Raw genomic sequence first — 15839 nt, forward strand, 5'->3', positions numbered from 1 at the left:
GGGATACCCGCCCATGAACTTCGACTGGAACTACCTCTTCAGCCTCCTGCTTTATCCGGACTTCTGGCGCGCAACAGCGCTTGTCGCCTGGCTCGGCGTGCTGACCTGGGTCATCGGAACCGTGCTCGGCTTCCTGCTGGCGCTCGCCCGGCAATCGAGCCTGCGCGCGGTGCGCTGGTTCGCAAAAACCTATATCTGGCTTTTCCGCAGCCTGCCGCTGCTGGTGCTGCTGATCTTCGTCTACAACATGCCGCAGTTCATGCCGGCGCTCGGGCCGGTGCTATCAGTGCCCTTCTGGGCCGGGCTGATCGCGCTCGTGATATCGGAGACAGCCTATCTCGCGGAAATCCACCGCGCCGGCCTCATCGCCGTCGATCCGGGGCAGCATGAAGCGGCGCATGCGCTCGGCGTCCGCCCCGTCGGCAAGTACCGGCATATCATCCTGCCGCAGGCAATCCGTGTGGCGTTGCCCTCGCTCGGCAACGAATTCATCACCATCGTCAAGCTAACCTCGCTTGTCTCGGTCATCTCGCTCGCGGAAATCCTGCTCGTCGGCCAGCGGCTCTATACCCGCAACTTCATGGTCATCGAAACGCTGGTCGCGGTGTCGTTCTACTACGTGCTCGTCGTCTCGATCTTCAGCTTCTTCCTGGCGCGCCTCGAGGGTCGCCTTGACATATCCAGGATGACCGGCGCCGAGATCGCCGTGCCGGCAGCCGTCGCCCAGGCAAGCGCAGCGGGCAGCGAACGCCGCGTCGGTGAAGAGGTCGTGGTCGGCATCGATGCCATCAGCAAAAGCTTCGGCGACAAGCGCGCTCTGTCTGACGTGTCGCTTCAGGTGCGCAAGGGCGAAGTGCTCAGCATCATCGGTCCGTCCGGCTCGGGCAAGACGACGCTCATCCGGACGATCAACGCGCTGCAGGACATCGACAACGGCCGCATCACGCTCGACGGAAACGAGTGGATCACGGCCGACGCGAAGGGATACCGCATGGTTCCCGACTTCCATCATCGTGTCACCTGTCTCGGCATGGTGTTCCAGTCGTTCAACCTCTTCCCGCATATGACGGCACTGGAGAACGTGACGTTTGGCCCACGCTATCACGGCAATCGCGACAAGCAGGCGGTGCGCGCAGCGGCGATGAACCATCTGGCCCGTGTCGGCCTGGCGGCGCATGCCAACAAGTACCCGCACCAGCTCTCGGGTGGCCAGAAGCAGCGCGTGGCGATTGCCCGCGCGCTCGCCATGGACCCTGAGATCATGCTGTTCGACGAGCCGACCTCGGCGCTCGATCCGGAACTGGTCGGCGAAGTGCTGCAGGTGATCGAGGGCCTTGCCCGCGAGGGTATGACCATGGTCATCGTCACCCACGAAATGCGCTTCGTCAGCCGCGTCAGCGACCGCGTCGTGATGATGGAAAACGGCCACGTCGTCGTCAACATGACGGCGGACGAACTGGAAAGCTCTCCGGCCGACAGTCGCATCCAGCAGTTCATGCGGCAGAGCTGATCGCTCAATTATCGTCTGAACAGAAGAAAGCCGGCGGATCGCAAGACCCACCGGCTTTCCTGTTTTGAACTCTGCCTTTTCTCTTACGCGATGATCGCCAGCTCCGCGCCAAGAGCGACGCTGTCGCCCACCTTGGCACTGAGCTTGATCGTGCCAGCCTTAGGTGCGGCGACGCGCGTCTCCATCTTCATGGCCTCGATCACGGCAACGATCTCGCCTTCGGTAACCGTCGCATTGTCCTCGACCAGCCACTGCCGGAACGTGCCTGGAATAGGCGCTGTTACGGCGCCTTCGCGCTGTTGGGATGCCTGAGGTGCTGCTGTCTGCGGGGCGGCGGCTAGGCCGGAAAACAGTGCCGCCGACAAGCCGATCTCGTGGCGCTTACCGTCGATCTCGATGAAGCTGCGGATGAGGTTGCCGTCGGCAGGCTCGATCCTCGGCGAGGAGGCGACGCCACGGAATTCTGTCTCGATCCAGTTGGTGAAGACCTTGAAGCCGTCTTCGCCGGTAAAGTCCTTTTCCTCGAGAACGGCACGGTGGAAGGGCAGCACGGACGCCACGCCCTCGATACGGAACTCGGCAAGTGCGCGCCGCGCGCGAACAAGCGCTTCCTCGCGGGTGGCGCCGGTCACGATCAGCTTCGCCATCATGGAATCATAGAGGCCGGGGATTTCCGAGCCGCTCTCGACGCCGGTGTCGAGGCGGATGCCGGGACCTGATGGTGCGCGGAAACGCGTGATGAGACCCGGCGTCGGCAGGAAGCCACGGCCCGGATCTTCGGCGTTGACGCGGAATTCGAAGGCGTGGCCGCGCGGCTCGGGCGTTTCCGTCACCGAGAGCGGCTCGCCATCGGCGATCCGCAGCTGTTCGATGACGATATCGATGCCGGTGGTCTCCTCGGTCACGGGATGCTCCACCTGCAGGCGCGTGTTGACCTCGAGGAAGGAGATCGTGCCGTTTTGCGAGAGCAGGAACTCGACCGTGCCGGCGCCGGTATAGCCCGCCTTGGCGCAGATCGCGCGGGCAGCGTCATGGATACGCTGGCGCTGCTCTTCGGTAATGAAGGGAGCTGGCGCCTCTTCGACGAGTTTCTGATTGCGGCGCTGCAACGAGCAGTCGCGGGTGCCGAGCACGACGGTGTTGCCGTGGCTGTCGGCGATCACCTGCGCTTCGATGTGGCGCGGCTTTTCCAGGAACTGCTCGGCGTAGCATTCGCCGCGGCCGAAGGCTTCGACAGCCTCGCGAACAGCGGAATCGAAGAGTTCGCCGACTTCGTCGATATGGTGCGCCACCTTCATGCCGCGCCCGCCGCCGCCGAATGCGGCCTTGATCGCCAGAGGCAATCCGGCTTCGCGGGCGAAGGCGACTGCCTCGGCGGCAGAGGCCAGCGGTCCGGCGGAGCCCTTCACCAGCGGTGCGCCGACGCTTTCGGCAATCCGCCGCGCCTCGACCTTGTCGCCGAGCGCCGTGATGACGTCAGGCGCTGGGCCGACCCAGATCAGGCCGGCATCGATGACGGCTTGCGCGAACTCCGCGCGTTCCGAGAGGAAGCCATAGCCAGGGTGGACGGCGTCGGCGCCGGCGCGCTTGGCGATCTCGAGGATTTTCTCGATGTTCAGATAGGTGTCCGCGGGGCGACCGGCGCCGAGGCCATACGCTTCGTCGGCAAGTTCGGCATGCAGCGAGCTGGCGTCGGCATCCGAATAAATCGCAACCGAGGCGACGCCATAGTCGCGGGCGGCACGGGTGATGCGGATGGCGATTTCGCCGCGATTGGCAATGAGCAGCTTTTTCATGAAATCAGTGTCCTGTTTTGCTCGGAGCCGAGGCAACGTCCGCGCCGGCGATGACCTCGCGCGGCTCGAAGGCGGAGATCGGATTGAAACGGATACGGGCGCCGATCGGGATCTGGCCGGCGAGGTCGAGATGGTGGCTGGCGACGACGCCGATGACCGGATAGCCGCCTGTCAGGGGGTGATCGGCAAGAAAGAGCACGGGCTGCCCGCTATGCGGCACCTGGATCGCGCCGAGTGCCGTGCCTTCGGAGGGCAGTTCCGCATTGTCGGAACGCTCGATCGCCACCTTACCGTCGAGGCGCATGCCGACACGGCTGGACTGGGGCGTCACGTCCCACTCCTGCGATGTCAGCGTGGAGACGCCCTGCTCGGTGAACCAGTCAGTGCGCGGACCAAGCACGATATCGAGCGTCACGACTTCGCCGGCACGCGGCAGGCGCCGCTCCATGGCGTCGGCCGGCATGACCGCAAGTGATCGCCGCTCGGCCGGAACCAGGATATCACCGGCCGCGATCGGCGCCGGGCCAACCTTGGCGAGAGTGTCGGTGGCCGCCGATCCGAGCACCGGCTGGACCTCGAAGCCGCCACGCAGGGCGAGGTAGCTCATCATGCCCTCGGGCGGAATGCCCAGCACCAGTTCGTCGCCGGCATCAAGGGCGATCGGGCTTGCGAAATCTGCGCTACTCTCGCCACCAGCCGCCGTACGGATCGTCAGCGGGCAGGGGGCGCCGGTTATGGCGACAGTGACCGGCCGATCGGCCTTGAAGGTGAAGCCCCCGAAGAGCACTTCGATCACGGCGGTATCGCGCGGATTTCCGAGGCAGCGATTAGCCTCGATCATCGCCGTGCGGTCGAGCGTGCCGGATTCCGAGACGCCCTGGCTGGCGAGACCCTGTCGGCCGAGATCCTGAAAGAGTGCCGGACGATCCGCGCGGGTGACCAGCAATCCGGCTTTCTGTGCCGGAGCGTCATTGACTGACGGCTTGGGTGAGGAGACCGGGACGACAGCGCCCTTGGCGATGTCGCGAAAGCGCACGCGATCGCCGGGCGCCAGCAGCGCGGCGCGCTCCCGCGTCGTGTCCCACATCGCGAGCGGCGTCTTGCCGAGCAGCTGCCAGCCGCCGGGGCTGTCGGATGGGTAGATGCCGCCGAACTTGCCGGCGATGGCGACCGACCCGGCGGGGATTTTTACTCGGGGGCTCTTGCGCCGGGGTACATCGAAGCGTGGATCGTCACAGGTCATGTAGGCGAAGCCGGGGGCAAAGCCGGTGAAGGCGACGGTATAGGTCGCCTCGGTGTGGCGCTGGATGACCTCTTCGACCGTGCAGCCGAGCATCTCGGCGACATCGCCAAGGTCTTCGCCATCATAGGCAACCGGGATCTCGAACAGCTCTCCGCCTCGGGAGGACCGCGTGGAGAGGTCGAGGGCGGCGATCTTTTCGTAAAGCCCTGCGGCGTTCGTCAGCCACGGATCGAAGCGCACCATGACGGTGCGTGCGCCCGGGATGACTTCACGCACGCCTTCGAGCCCTGCCGCCAAAAGGGCATCGAGCAGGGTCAGGGTGGCGGCGATGTCGTCGAGCTCGACGAGGAAACTGTCGCTGCCTGAAGGCAGGAAACGCAGGCGCTCGCTCATGACGACATATCGACGAAGGACTTGAGCTCGACGCCGCGTGCTTCCAGCGTCTGCCGAAGCGTGCGGGCGATCGCGACGGCCGCCGGCGTGTCGCCGTGAATGCAGATCGACTGCGCGTCGAGCGCGATGTCGGTTCCGTCGATCGCCACCACGCGCCCATCGTTGACCATGCGCAACATGCGCTCGGCGACGGCTTGCGGGTCGTGGATCACCGAGCCTTCCAGGCGACGGCTGACGAGGCTGCCATCGACGTTATAGGCGCGGTCGGCGAAGGCTTCACAGACGACAGTCAGCCCGGCTTCACGCGCTTGTTCCACGATCGGCGCGCCGGCCAGCGCCATCAGCACAAGGTTCGGATCGATGGCCTTGATGCCTTCGATGACATCGGCGGCCTGGCGGGCGTCATGCGCGATGGTGTTGTAGAGCGCGCCATGCGGCTTCACGTAGCGCACTTTCGTTCCCGCCGCCTTCGCCAGCCCCTGCAGGGCGCCGATCTGGTAGATCGTATCGCCGACGAGTTCGGCGCTCGACGGATCCATGTTGCGCCGGCCGAAGCCGACCAGGTCGCGGTAACCGATATGGGCGCCGACCGCGACACCGCGCCGCGTCGCTTCCTTGAGCACCGTCAGGATTCCCGCGGGATCGCCGGCGTGAAAGCCGCAGGCGATATTGGCGCTGGTCACCGTCGCCAGCATGGCCGCGTCATCCCCCATCGGCCATGGGCCGAAGCCTTCGCCTAGATCGCTGTTAAGATCGATTGCCGCCATGGTCCATCTCCATTGAAAATACTGACGTCACGGATTATTGTTCAATAAAGCAATATCAATTGTTGAACAATATGCGCGACGCGATTTTTGAAATGTGCTGTGGAATGGGTGATCAGCCCGATCCGGATGCTGCAGATCGATATGGTGTCTCGAACAAACGCGGAAAGGGCATCGACAATGTGTGCGGCGATTGCTGAGATGGAAGACGAGCCGCTCACGGCACAGATTGCGGGAAAGATCCGCGAGATGCTGATCTCGGGTGAGCTGGCGCCGGGCGCCAAGCTTTCCGAACAGCAGATCGCTGCCCAGTTCGGGATCTCGCGCAACACGCTGCGCGAAATATTTCGCCTGCTGACGAGCCAGAACCTGCTGGTTCACATACCCAACCGCGGCGTCTTCGTCGCCACGCCGGGCGAAGCTTCGGTCGTTGATATCTACAGAGTGAGGCATGTTATCCAGAAAGGCGCCGTTCGTGCCGCTGTCCGTACGCACCCGGCGTTAGCGCGCATGAGGGAGCTCTTGGCCCGGACAGAGGCGTCGCGAGAGGCTGGCGATTGGCGAAGCGTCGGCACGATCAATATGGAGTTTCATCGCTCGATGGTCGACCTATGCGATAGCCCTCGACTAAGCGCATGCTTTGAGCTCGTTTTGGCGGAGCTGCGGCTGGTGTTTGCTCAGTTCGAGGACACCGCGCACCTGCATGACCCGTACATTGCCTTGAACTGCGAGCTTCTTGCATCTCTCGAAGCTGGCGACATCGAGGCGGCACTGGATCAGCTGGACGCCTATCTGGTGCGCTCGGAACGATCCGTTCTCGCGATTCTCCAGCGCGTGAAGTTGAGGCATTGGGCGCGCGATTGACGGCAGAAATCCAGTCCGTCCTTCGAGTATTGGCAGGCGATTTCCGATGAGGTTAACTGTGCTGCGGTAGCACCGCCGCGCCTGTACATAGCAAGCGGGTCGGCGCAGGTCGCGCGACTTCGTGCGGTGCGGACAATGGCTTCGGCGGGGAGGAACATGGATAGCACGCATCTCTTTGAACTTGTGATCGCAATGTTCGTGGCGATCATCGCGCTTCACTATCTCGCCCATCGCCTAGGGCTGTCACCGTCGGTCGCGCTTCTTGCTGGCGGTGCGCTTCTCGCCTTTCTTCCCGGCCTACCGGCGATCACGGTCGATCCGGAACTGGTGCTGGTCATATTTCTCCCACCGTTGCTGCTCGATGGTGCCTGGTCCATCGCACTCGAACGGCTGCGTCGTCATATGCTCGGCATTGCCTCGCTCGCGATCGGTGCCGTGTTCTTCACCACCGCTGTGATCGCCGTGGTCGTCCATCTGCTGATGCCGTCACTGCCATGGGCCGCGTGCGCGGCTTTGGGGGCGATCGTTTCGCCGCCTGATGCCGTATCCGCACGCGCTGTTCTCGAGCGGGTGAGGCTGCCGCGTCGGCTGCAGATACTGCTTGAAGGCGAAAGTCTTCTCAACGATGCGAGCGGTCTGGTTCTCTTTCGGTTCGCCGTGGCAACGGTGGCGACCGGTGCCTTCAGCGCACTTGATGCTGTCGGTACATTCGCTCTGCTGGCGGTGGGCGGTGCTGCCGTCGGGATTGTCGTGGGAACCATCTGGGTCAAACTCATTCGTCGACTGCAAGATGACTATCTGATCATCGCCTCCACGGCATTGCTGTCCTGGGTTGCCTACCTTCTTGGAGAGCAGCTTCATGTATCCGGCGTCATTGCGACGGTCACGACGGGGCTGATCGCGTCCTGGCATCAGCACACGGTTCTTTCGGCTGCGACGCGGATGCGGGGAACGTCGTTCTGGACGGTCGTCATCTTCCTGATGGAAGCTGCGGTCTTCATCCTGATTGGCCTGTCGCTGAGGGACGTGATCGAGCGCGGTGGTGGCTTTGGCGCAGTGATCGAATCCATGGCGTTTCCGGCCGTCGTCGTTCTCGTTGCGCTGGTGCTGGCGCGATTCCTTTGGGTGTTTGGCGCCGATCTTGTTGTCCGTCTGTGCAATTCCGCTGGCTTTGCGAAGACCGTTCCGTTGGGCCTTGGAGGAGCGTCCGTGCTTGGTTGGGCGGGTGTTCGCGGTGTCGTCACGTTGGCGCTCGCGCTGAGTTTGCCGCAAGACTTTCCAGAGCGAGACTTCATTCTGATTACGGCTTTCGTTGTGATCGCCGGTACAGTGCTCATCCAGGGGACGACGCTCGGCAGGGTGATCGCGTGGGCTGGGCTGGGAGAGGCCGAAACGGAGCGCGCTCCGATGACCATGAGCCAGGCGGAGGCTGCGATGGCGCAGGTGCAGTTCTCAACTGTGCAGGGTCTGGCGTACGATGAGGCCGGCACATTGATCCATCCGCAACTGCTGAAACGATACGAACACCGCGCGACCGCGATCGTCGACTACGCGGCTCGTACGGAGGACTATGTGCCGATGCTGCAGGCGCATTTCGACGTTGTTCTCGAAGCCATTGCGGCTGGCCGCAAGGAACTCGTTCGCCTTCATCGCGCGGGTGAGATCGATGACGAGACCCTGCGTGAGCTCGAACGCGACCTCGATCTGGAGGAGCTAAGCTCGATCTCCGCAAAGGCTTGAAACAACGAGAAATCTCGAACTGAAAAGTCCGGCGGGTGTGTGCCGCCAGTGCGCAGGCAGGCTTTGTAAAGGCTTTAGATTATTATAGCGTGACAAAGCGATCATGCCGCCCGATGCCTTGAAAAATCGGGTGAGCAATATGAACTCCAAGGGAATTCATCATGAAGGCCATGTATTACGAAGCGTTCGAACAGAAGCCCGAGATCCGGACGCTTCCCGATCCTGCGCCGACGTTCGGCGGCGTGGTGATCAGGGTAGGGGCGACCGGGCTGTGCCGCAGCGATTGGCATGGCTGGAAGGGGCATGATCCGGATATCCAGCTGCCGCATGTGCCCGGCCATGAACTGGCCGGCGAAGTGGTAGCGACAGGCAAGGGCGTGATGCGCTTTAAGGTCGGGAATCGTGTCACCGTGCCTTTCGTTTCGGGCTGCGGCCATTGCGCGGAATGCCATTCCGGCAACCAGCAGGTTTGCCCTAGCCAGTTCCAGCCCGGTTTCACTCATTGGGGTTCGTTCGCCGAATATGTGGCGATCGACTACGCCGATACCAATCTCGTTACCCTGCCGGAAGAAATCGATGACGCGACGGCCGCCAGCCTCGGCTGCCGGTTCGCTACGTCCTTCCGCGCCGTTGCCGATCAGGCTCGTACCGGCCCAGGCGACTGGGTGGCCGTGCACGGCTGCGGCGGTGTCGGCCTGTCGGCTATCATGATTGCCACAGCGCTTGGTGCCAACGTCATCGGTATCGATTTGACAGAGGACAAGCTGGCGCTTGCTCGCCAATGCGGCGCCGTCGCGACCATCAACGCTGGCAGCGTGCCGGATGTGGTGGAAGCCGTGCGTGAGATCACCAAGGGCGGCGCGCATGTTTCGATCGACGCGCTTGGCCACCCGACGACCTGCTTCAACTCGATCAAGAATCTTCGTCGCCGCGGCCGGCATGTGCAGGTCGGCCTCATGCTCGGAGAGCATGCGACGCCGCAGATTCCGATGGCGCAGGTGATCGGCCATGAGCTTGAGATCTATGGCAGCCACGGCATGCAGGCGTGGCGCTACGACGCCATGCTGACGATGATCACATCTGGCAAGATGAAGCCGCAGCAGCTTATCTCCAAGAAGATAGGCCTTGCCGAAGCCATTCCCGAGCTGATGACCATGGACAAGGCTGAAACGCCCGGTATCGCGGTCATTACCAGCTTCTAGAACTGCTCTCGGCATTGCACTGTATCGAGCCGGCGAATTTGCAGTGCAGCAATTTTGCGCTTGCATTTAAAGACGACCGTTCGTAAATAAATCGCCGAACAGGAGCGTGCGATGGGCCGTACGAGAAAAATCAGCGAAGATGACATCCTCGATGCTGCCGAGCGCGTCGTTGTGCGCCTGGGTGCCGCCGGCCTCTCGATCGATGCCGTCGCCCAGGAGGCTGGTGTCAGCAAAGCGAGGGTGGTCTACGACCACAAGTCCAAGAGCGGATTGCTGGAGGCGCTCGTCGACCGCAAATTCAAAGCTGATATCGCGCATGTCGAAGAATGCGTGCAGGCAGCCAAGGATACGCCGCATCCGGAGCTTTTCGGCCGCATCGCTTCAGCCGAGAGCACAATTGATGACACCGATCGCGCCGTTGCGATGGCGGTGAGTGCTTCGATGGCAAGCGGTGACAAGCTTCAGGAGACCATGCGGGAGTGGTGCGATCTCGATCTGAGAAAGATGGCGGAGGGCGCGCGGCCGAAGGCAGCGCTCATGGCCTACCTGGCGCTCACAGGCTTCTTCTGCACGGAGCTTTTTACATTTCATACGTGGCCGGAGGTGGAGCGGCGTGAGATTCTCGACGGCATACGGTCAATCTATCTCTCTTACGCCGACAAGACATGACGCACCCTAAGGGGTGCGGTGCAATTCAAGAAGGAATACGGAATGCAGCGTAGTAGAACGGCGCGCCTGAAGCTGTGCCTGATTGCCACCACTTTTCTGATTGCCGCATCTGGAGCCGCGTCGGCTCAAGAGGGAGCCGCGATGCCACCGCCAGCGGTCGGCGTTGTCGAACTCAAGGGCAGGGATGTACCTGTTGTCAACGAGCTTCCTGGCCGCATCGCCGCGACCCGTATCTCGGAGGTGAGGGCGCGGGTCTCCGGCATTCTGCAGGAGCGTGTCTTCGAGCAGGGCGCAACGGTGAAGAAGGACGATGTTCTCTATCGCATCGATCCACGCCTGTTCAAGGTTCGCGTCGCGAGCGCGGAAGCGGCCCTTCAGCGCGCCAAGTCGATCGAAGACAATGCGCGACTGCAGCTTGAGCGCCAGAAGAGCCTTCGTGACCGCAATATCGCATCAGGTATCGATTACGACACCGCGGCCGTTAATCTCGCTCAGGCAAGCGCCGATGTCGCTTCCGCCGAGGCAGGTCTCGACGAGGCAAAGATCAATCTCGAATACACCGAGGTTCGGGCGCCCATCTCCGGCGTGATCGGTGCCGCTCTGGTGACAGAAGGCGCGCTGGTGACAGCCGATGGAACGTCGAACCTGGCGCTGATCCAGCAGGTCGATCCTGTTTACGCCGATTTCACGCAATCGGCGCAGGAACTGCTGAACCTGAAGAAGGCCGTGGCTGCCGGCACACTGGCGAGCACGGCGCCAGGCGAGGCGCGTGTCGAACTGGTCTTCGACGATGGCTCGCTCTACGCCGAGCCCGGCAAGCTTCTATTCGCGAACGCCAATGTCGATTCCAACACCGGACAGGTGACGCTGAGGGCGGAATTCCCGAACAAGGCGAGCGACCTGCTGCCCGGCATGTATGTCCGCGTGCGGATCGAGCAGGCCGTCAAGCACAATGCCGTCACCGTTCCCCAGCGCGCGGTCATCCGCAACGATACCGGCCAGGCGCAGGTCTATGTGCTCGGGGCCGACAATGTCGCGGAACCTCGCAAGATCACGCTCGGCCAGGCGCAGGGCTCCGAATGGCTCGTCGAGAGTGGCTTGAAGCAGGGCGAAACCGTGATCGTCGATGGCGTCCAGAAGGTTCAGCCGGGTGGGAAGGTGGCGCCTGAGGCCTGGAAACCCGCCGATCCAGCGACGAGTTCGTCTCAGCAGCCCGCGAAGGCACCGGAGTAATCGATCATGGCACAACTTTTCATTCGCAGGCCGATTCTGGCCTGGGTCTTCGCGTTGTTCATTTCCATCGCCGGGATCATCGCCATCCCGTTCCTGCCGATTGCGCAGTATCCCAAGGTCGCGCCGCCGCAGCTGACGATCTCCACGGCGTATCCTGGCGCATCGCCGCAGGAAATCTATCAGGGCGTGACGCGCCAGATCGAAGATGAGCTGAACGGCGTTGCCGGCCTGATGTATTTTGAATCGACCTCGGACAATTCCGGCTCGGTCAGCATCAACGCTACTTTCCGGGCGGGAACCAACATCGATCAGGCATCGGTCGATGTCCAGAATGCGATCCGCCGCGTCGAGGCGAGACTGCCCGCCACCGTGCGTACGCAGGGCGTGACCGTCGAAGAGGCAAGTTCCGGGTTCTTGATGATCGTCTCGATGACGTCGACCGACGGCAGTCGGGACGAGGTCGAGCTCGGCGATTATATCAATCGCAGCGTCATCGGTGAAATCCGACGCATCGATGGTGTCGGTCGTGCCCAGCTCTTCGCCGCACAGCGCGCTCTGCGTGTCTGGATCGATCCCGACAAGATGGTCGGCCTCAACATCAACACTGACGATATCAACGCGGCGATTACTGCGCAGAACGCACAGGTGGCGGCGGGACAGATCGGAGCAAGTCCGAACCCCATCACCCAGGATCTGACGGCTACCGTTCTCGTCCAGGGTCAGCTGGGTACGCCGGAACAGTTCGGCGAGATCATCCTGCGCGCCAATCCCGACGGCTCCACGGTTCGGCTAAAGGATGTCGCCCGTATCGAGCAAGGCGCGGAATCCTACAATTTCACCAGTCGCCTCAATGGTCAGCCGTCAGCGGCGCTGGGCATTCAGCTGTCATCGACCGGCAATGCCGTTGCGGTTTCCGCGGCAATCAAGGCCAAAATGGACCAGCTGAGCCGCTTCTTCCCGAAGGGCGTCGAGTACAGCGTTCCCTACGATACCAGCCCGTTCGTCTCTGCTTCGATCGAGAAGGTGATCCACACCCTGCTCGAAGCGATCGTCCTCGTCTTTATCGTGATGTTCGTGTTCCTGCAGAACTTCCGCTACACCGTCATTCCGACGCTCGTGGTACCGGTGGCGCTGCTTGGCACCTGTGCCGTGATGTATGCGACGGGATTTTCGATCAACGTCTTGACCATGTTCGCGATGGTTCTTGCGATCGGCATTCTTGTCGATGACGCAATCGTCGTCGTCGAAAACGTAGAACGCATCATGGCCGAGGAAGGGCTGTCGCCCAAGGCGGCAACGCGCAAGGCGATGGGGCAGATTACCGGCGCCATCCTTGGGATCACGCTTGTTCTATCGTCAGTCTTCATTCCGATGGCCTTCTTCCCGGGATCGACGGGTATCATCTACCGTCAGTTCTCGCTGACGATGGTCGTATCTATCCTGTTCTCGGCCTTTCTGGCATTGTCGCTCACGCCTGCACTTTGCGCGACCTTCCTGAAGCCGATCAAGGGCGGTCATCATCAAAAGGGCGGCCCGGGCGGTTGGTTCAACCGCAAGTTCGAGCAGCTGACCAACGGATATGCCGCATCCGTCACCGGAATGGCGCGTCGCGCCGGCCGCATGATGGTCGTCTATCTCGCGCTCGCCGTCGGTCTCGGTTACCTGTTCGTCAACCTGCCGACATCCTTCGTTCCCGACGAGGACCAGGGGTTCCTGATCGTCGATATTCAGGGCCCGCCGGAAGCAAGCGCGAACCGCACGATCGAGTCCATCCGCAAGATCGAAACGATCTTCAAGGCGGAGCCGGCCGTTGCCAATATCGTTGCCATTCAGGGCTTCAGCTTCTCGGGTAATGGCGCCAATGCGGGTCTTGCATTCGTCACGCTTAAAGACTGGTCTGAGCGCGGCGAGGGCAACTCGGTGCAGGACATCGCCAACCGCGCCAACATGCAACTCTTCGCACTGAAGGATGCGACCTCCTTTGCTCTGTCGCCGCCACCAATCGAGGGCTTCGGCACAACCGGCGGCTTCTCCTTCCGTCTTCAGGATCGTGCGGGCCTCGGACAAGCGGCGCTCGCACAGGCGACGGCCGAACTGATGGCGAAGGCCGCGCAAAGCCAGGTCGTGACCGGCGTGCGCATGGAAGGACTGCCGGATGCCGCACAGGTTCTCTTCGTCATCGACCGCGAGAAGGCCAACACCTTCGGCGTGACGTTCGCGGACATCAACAACGCGATCACGGCCAATCTTGGGTCTTCCTACATCAATGACTATCCGAACAGGGGACGAATGCAGCGCGTGATCGTGCAGGCGCAGGATCGCAGCCGCCTGCAGATCGAGGATGTGCTGAAGATCAATGTCCGCAATGCCAGCGGCGGCATGGTTCCGCTGTCGTCCTTCGCGATCGCGCAGTGGCAGAAAGGCCCGCCACAGATCGTCGGCTACAACGGCTATCCGACCGTGCGCATCTCGGGTGCGCCGGCGCCGGGGCAATCGACCGGTGCGGCCATTGCTGAAATGGAACGTCTGGCGTCGGAATTGCCTGAAGGCTTCGGCTTTGAATGGTCCGGCCAGTCGCTGGAGGAAATCACATCGGGCAGCCAGGCGCCGTTCCTGTTCGGCCTCAGCATCCTCTTCGTGTTCCTGCTCCTCGCGGGCCTCTATGAGAGCTGGTCCATTCCGATCTCGGTCATCTTGGTCGTGCCGCTAGGCGTGATCGGCTCGGTACTGGCGGTCATGCTGCGCGACATGCCGAACGACCTCTACTTCAAGGTCGGATTGATCGCGATCATCGGTCTGTCGGCGAAGAACGCCATTCTGATCGTGGAGTTCGCGAAAGACTACTATGCCGAAGGCAGATCGCTGCTGGATTCGGCCGTTGGCGCCGCCAAGCTGCGCTTCCGACCGATCGTGATGACGTCGCTTGCCTTCACGCTCGGCGTCGTCCCCTTGGCGATTGCCACCGGGCCAAGTGCCGCCAGCCAGAACGCCATCGGAACGGGCGTGCTCGGCGGCATGATCTCAGCGACCGTACTCGCGATCTTCTTCGTGCCCGCCTTCTTTGTCTTCGTCTTGAAAGTGATGCGGACGAAAAGGCCTGTCGAGGATGAGGACGTCGAAGAGACGCGTGGCTGATGCTCCACGCCAAGTGCGCGCGGCACGAAGGTCGCGCGCACAGATATCCCTGCAGCCAGACGGGGCTGAGAACTATCCGCTATGTCCGTGCGAGACTTGGATATGCCGGCGCTGCACCACCCACATAAGGAAGGCGAAGCAGATCAGGGCCATTGCGCCTGACATGATGGCCGTCCAGCCGCCAAGCTCCCAGAGAAAGCCCGCCAGCAGGGAGCCGAGCGCGCCGCCGAAGAAATTACAAGAAACGAAAGCGGTGTTGAGGCGGCTGCGGGCTTCAGGCTCCACCGAGAAAATGCGGGTCTGATTGAGCACATTGTTGCCCTGGATCGCGACGTCGAAAAGCAGCACCGCGACGGCGACAGCCACAATGCTGGCAGTCCCGGCGGCGCTAATCCCAAGCGAAACAAACGCCAACACAAGCGCAGCCCCTGTGCCAGCTGCGGAGTATCCATTATCGTGCAGCCAGCCGACACGTCGTGCGGCAAGCGAACCGGCCAGGCCGACAATACCCATGAGGCCGATCTGGCTGAGCGAGTACGAGAACGGCGGCGCGCTCAGCAGGAAAGTGAGGCCTGTCCAGAACATGGTAAAGGTGCAAAAGCCAATGGTGCCGATGGCCAACGTCACCTGCACGGATCTATGCTTGCGGACGACGGTGGGTACCGAGGCAAGCAGCCGCCCATAGGCGATACGTGGCCTTTGGTTCTCAGCCGGTAGCACGCGCGTCAGCAGAACCGAGAAAGATGCAGTTGTCGCGGCGGCGAGAAAATAGACGGCACGCCAGCCGAAGGCGTCCGCGATGACGCCGCTGATCGTGCGTGACAGCAGGATGCCGATGAGGATACCGCCGACGATCGTTCCGACCGTTCGCCCACGCTCCTCGGCGCTGGAAAGGTCGCTTGCGAGCGGAATGAGCAACTGGCCGGCTACCGTCGTCAGGCCGACAGCGGTGAGAGATGCCAGAAGCATCACATAAGAGGCTGCCAGCGCCGTAGCGAGCAAAGCCAGGGCGGAGAGAAACATCACGAGCGGGATCAGCCGGCGCCGGATTACCACGTCACCGAGTGGCACGATCATAACGATACCCAGCGCATATCCGATCTGCGTGGTCGTCACCAGGGCGCCTGCCGAGCCGATCGGCACATCGAGGGATTTCGCGATCGTGGCAAGCAGAGGCTGTGCCCAATAGAGGTTGCCGACTGCGGCGCCGCCGACGATCGCAAATAGCCAGGTCATCCCGCCCGAAATGCTTTTCGGTGCTGATGGAAGTTCGGTTGTCGACATGTCATT

11 protein-coding genes are annotated in these 15839 nt (G+C 62.3%); 7 read left to right on the plus strand and 4 right to left on the minus strand.

What is annotated here, in order from left to right; all coding sequences use genetic code 11:
* The first annotated feature begins 13 nt into the window (after nucleotides 1–13).
* Nucleotides 14–1510, plus strand: a complete 1497-nt coding sequence (locus J5286_RS24385; protein WP_209192374.1) for an amino acid ABC transporter permease/ATP-binding protein — start codon at nucleotides 14–16, stop codon at nucleotides 1508–1510.
* Nucleotides 1511–1593: 83 nt separating this feature from the next.
* Here J5286_RS24385 and J5286_RS24390 read toward each other — a convergent pair whose 3' ends face one another.
* From J5286_RS24390 to J5286_RS24400, 3 genes are read right to left on the minus strand one after another with little or no spacing between them, the layout of a single operon-like run.
* Nucleotides 1594–3306: an acetyl/propionyl/methylcrotonyl-CoA carboxylase subunit alpha gene (locus tag J5286_RS24390; protein ID WP_209192375.1), complete on the minus strand. Its 1713-nt coding sequence runs from the start codon at nucleotides 3304–3306 to the stop codon at nucleotides 1594–1596.
* A 4-nt stretch (nucleotides 3307–3310) separates the two neighbouring features.
* Complete coding sequence (locus J5286_RS24395; protein ID WP_209192377.1) at nucleotides 3311–4942, minus strand: 5-oxoprolinase subunit B/C family protein; 1632 nt, start codon at nucleotides 4940–4942, stop codon at nucleotides 3311–3313.
* The gene (locus J5286_RS24400; protein WP_209192379.1) at nucleotides 4939–5709 is read right to left on the minus strand and encodes a LamB/YcsF family protein; all 771 of its coding nucleotides are present in this window, start codon (nucleotides 5707–5709) and stop codon (nucleotides 4939–4941) included. The genes J5286_RS24395 and J5286_RS24400 overlap by 4 nt, the downstream gene beginning before the upstream one ends.
* 177 nt (nucleotides 5710–5886) lie before the next feature.
* Here J5286_RS24400 and J5286_RS24405 point away from each other — a divergent pair, with 177 nt between their 5' ends.
* From J5286_RS24405 to J5286_RS24430, 6 genes are all read left to right on the plus strand, one after another.
* Complete coding sequence (locus J5286_RS24405; RefSeq protein ID WP_209192381.1) at nucleotides 5887–6570, plus strand: GntR family transcriptional regulator; 684 nt, start codon at nucleotides 5887–5889, stop codon at nucleotides 6568–6570.
* Between the two features lie 156 nt (nucleotides 6571–6726).
* Complete coding sequence (locus tag J5286_RS24410; protein WP_209192383.1) at nucleotides 6727–8310, plus strand: Na+/H+ antiporter; 1584 nt, start codon at nucleotides 6727–6729, stop codon at nucleotides 8308–8310.
* A 161-nt stretch (nucleotides 8311–8471) separates the two neighbouring features.
* Entirely contained in the window at nucleotides 8472–9512 is a 1041-nt protein-coding gene (locus J5286_RS24415) for a zinc-dependent alcohol dehydrogenase family protein (protein WP_209192385.1), read from the plus strand.
* A 111-nt stretch (nucleotides 9513–9623) separates the two neighbouring features.
* Nucleotides 9624–10181, plus strand: a complete 558-nt coding sequence (locus J5286_RS24420; protein ID WP_209192386.1) for a TetR/AcrR family transcriptional regulator — start codon at nucleotides 9624–9626, stop codon at nucleotides 10179–10181.
* A 42-nt stretch (nucleotides 10182–10223) separates the two neighbouring features.
* Nucleotides 10224–11414 carry an efflux RND transporter periplasmic adaptor subunit gene (locus J5286_RS24425; protein WP_209192387.1) on the plus strand — a complete coding sequence of 397 codons (1191 nt, stop codon included), beginning with the start codon at nucleotides 10224–10226 and terminating at the stop codon, nucleotides 11412–11414.
* A gap of 6 nt (nucleotides 11415–11420) precedes the next feature.
* Nucleotides 11421–14549, plus strand: a complete 3129-nt coding sequence (locus tag J5286_RS24430) for an efflux RND transporter permease subunit (RefSeq protein WP_209192389.1) — start codon at nucleotides 11421–11423, stop codon at nucleotides 14547–14549.
* 72 nt (nucleotides 14550–14621) lie between these two features.
* Here J5286_RS24430 and J5286_RS24435 read toward each other — a convergent pair whose 3' ends face one another.
* Entirely contained in the window at nucleotides 14622–15833 is a 1212-nt protein-coding gene (locus tag J5286_RS24435) for an MFS transporter (protein ID WP_209192391.1), read from the minus strand.
* Nucleotides 15834–15839: the final 6 nt, after the last annotated feature.

Origin of the sequence: Rhizobium sp. 16-488-2b (assembly GCF_017741815.1) — a bacterium.
GTDB lineage: Bacteria > Pseudomonadota > Alphaproteobacteria > Rhizobiales > Rhizobiaceae > Rhizobium.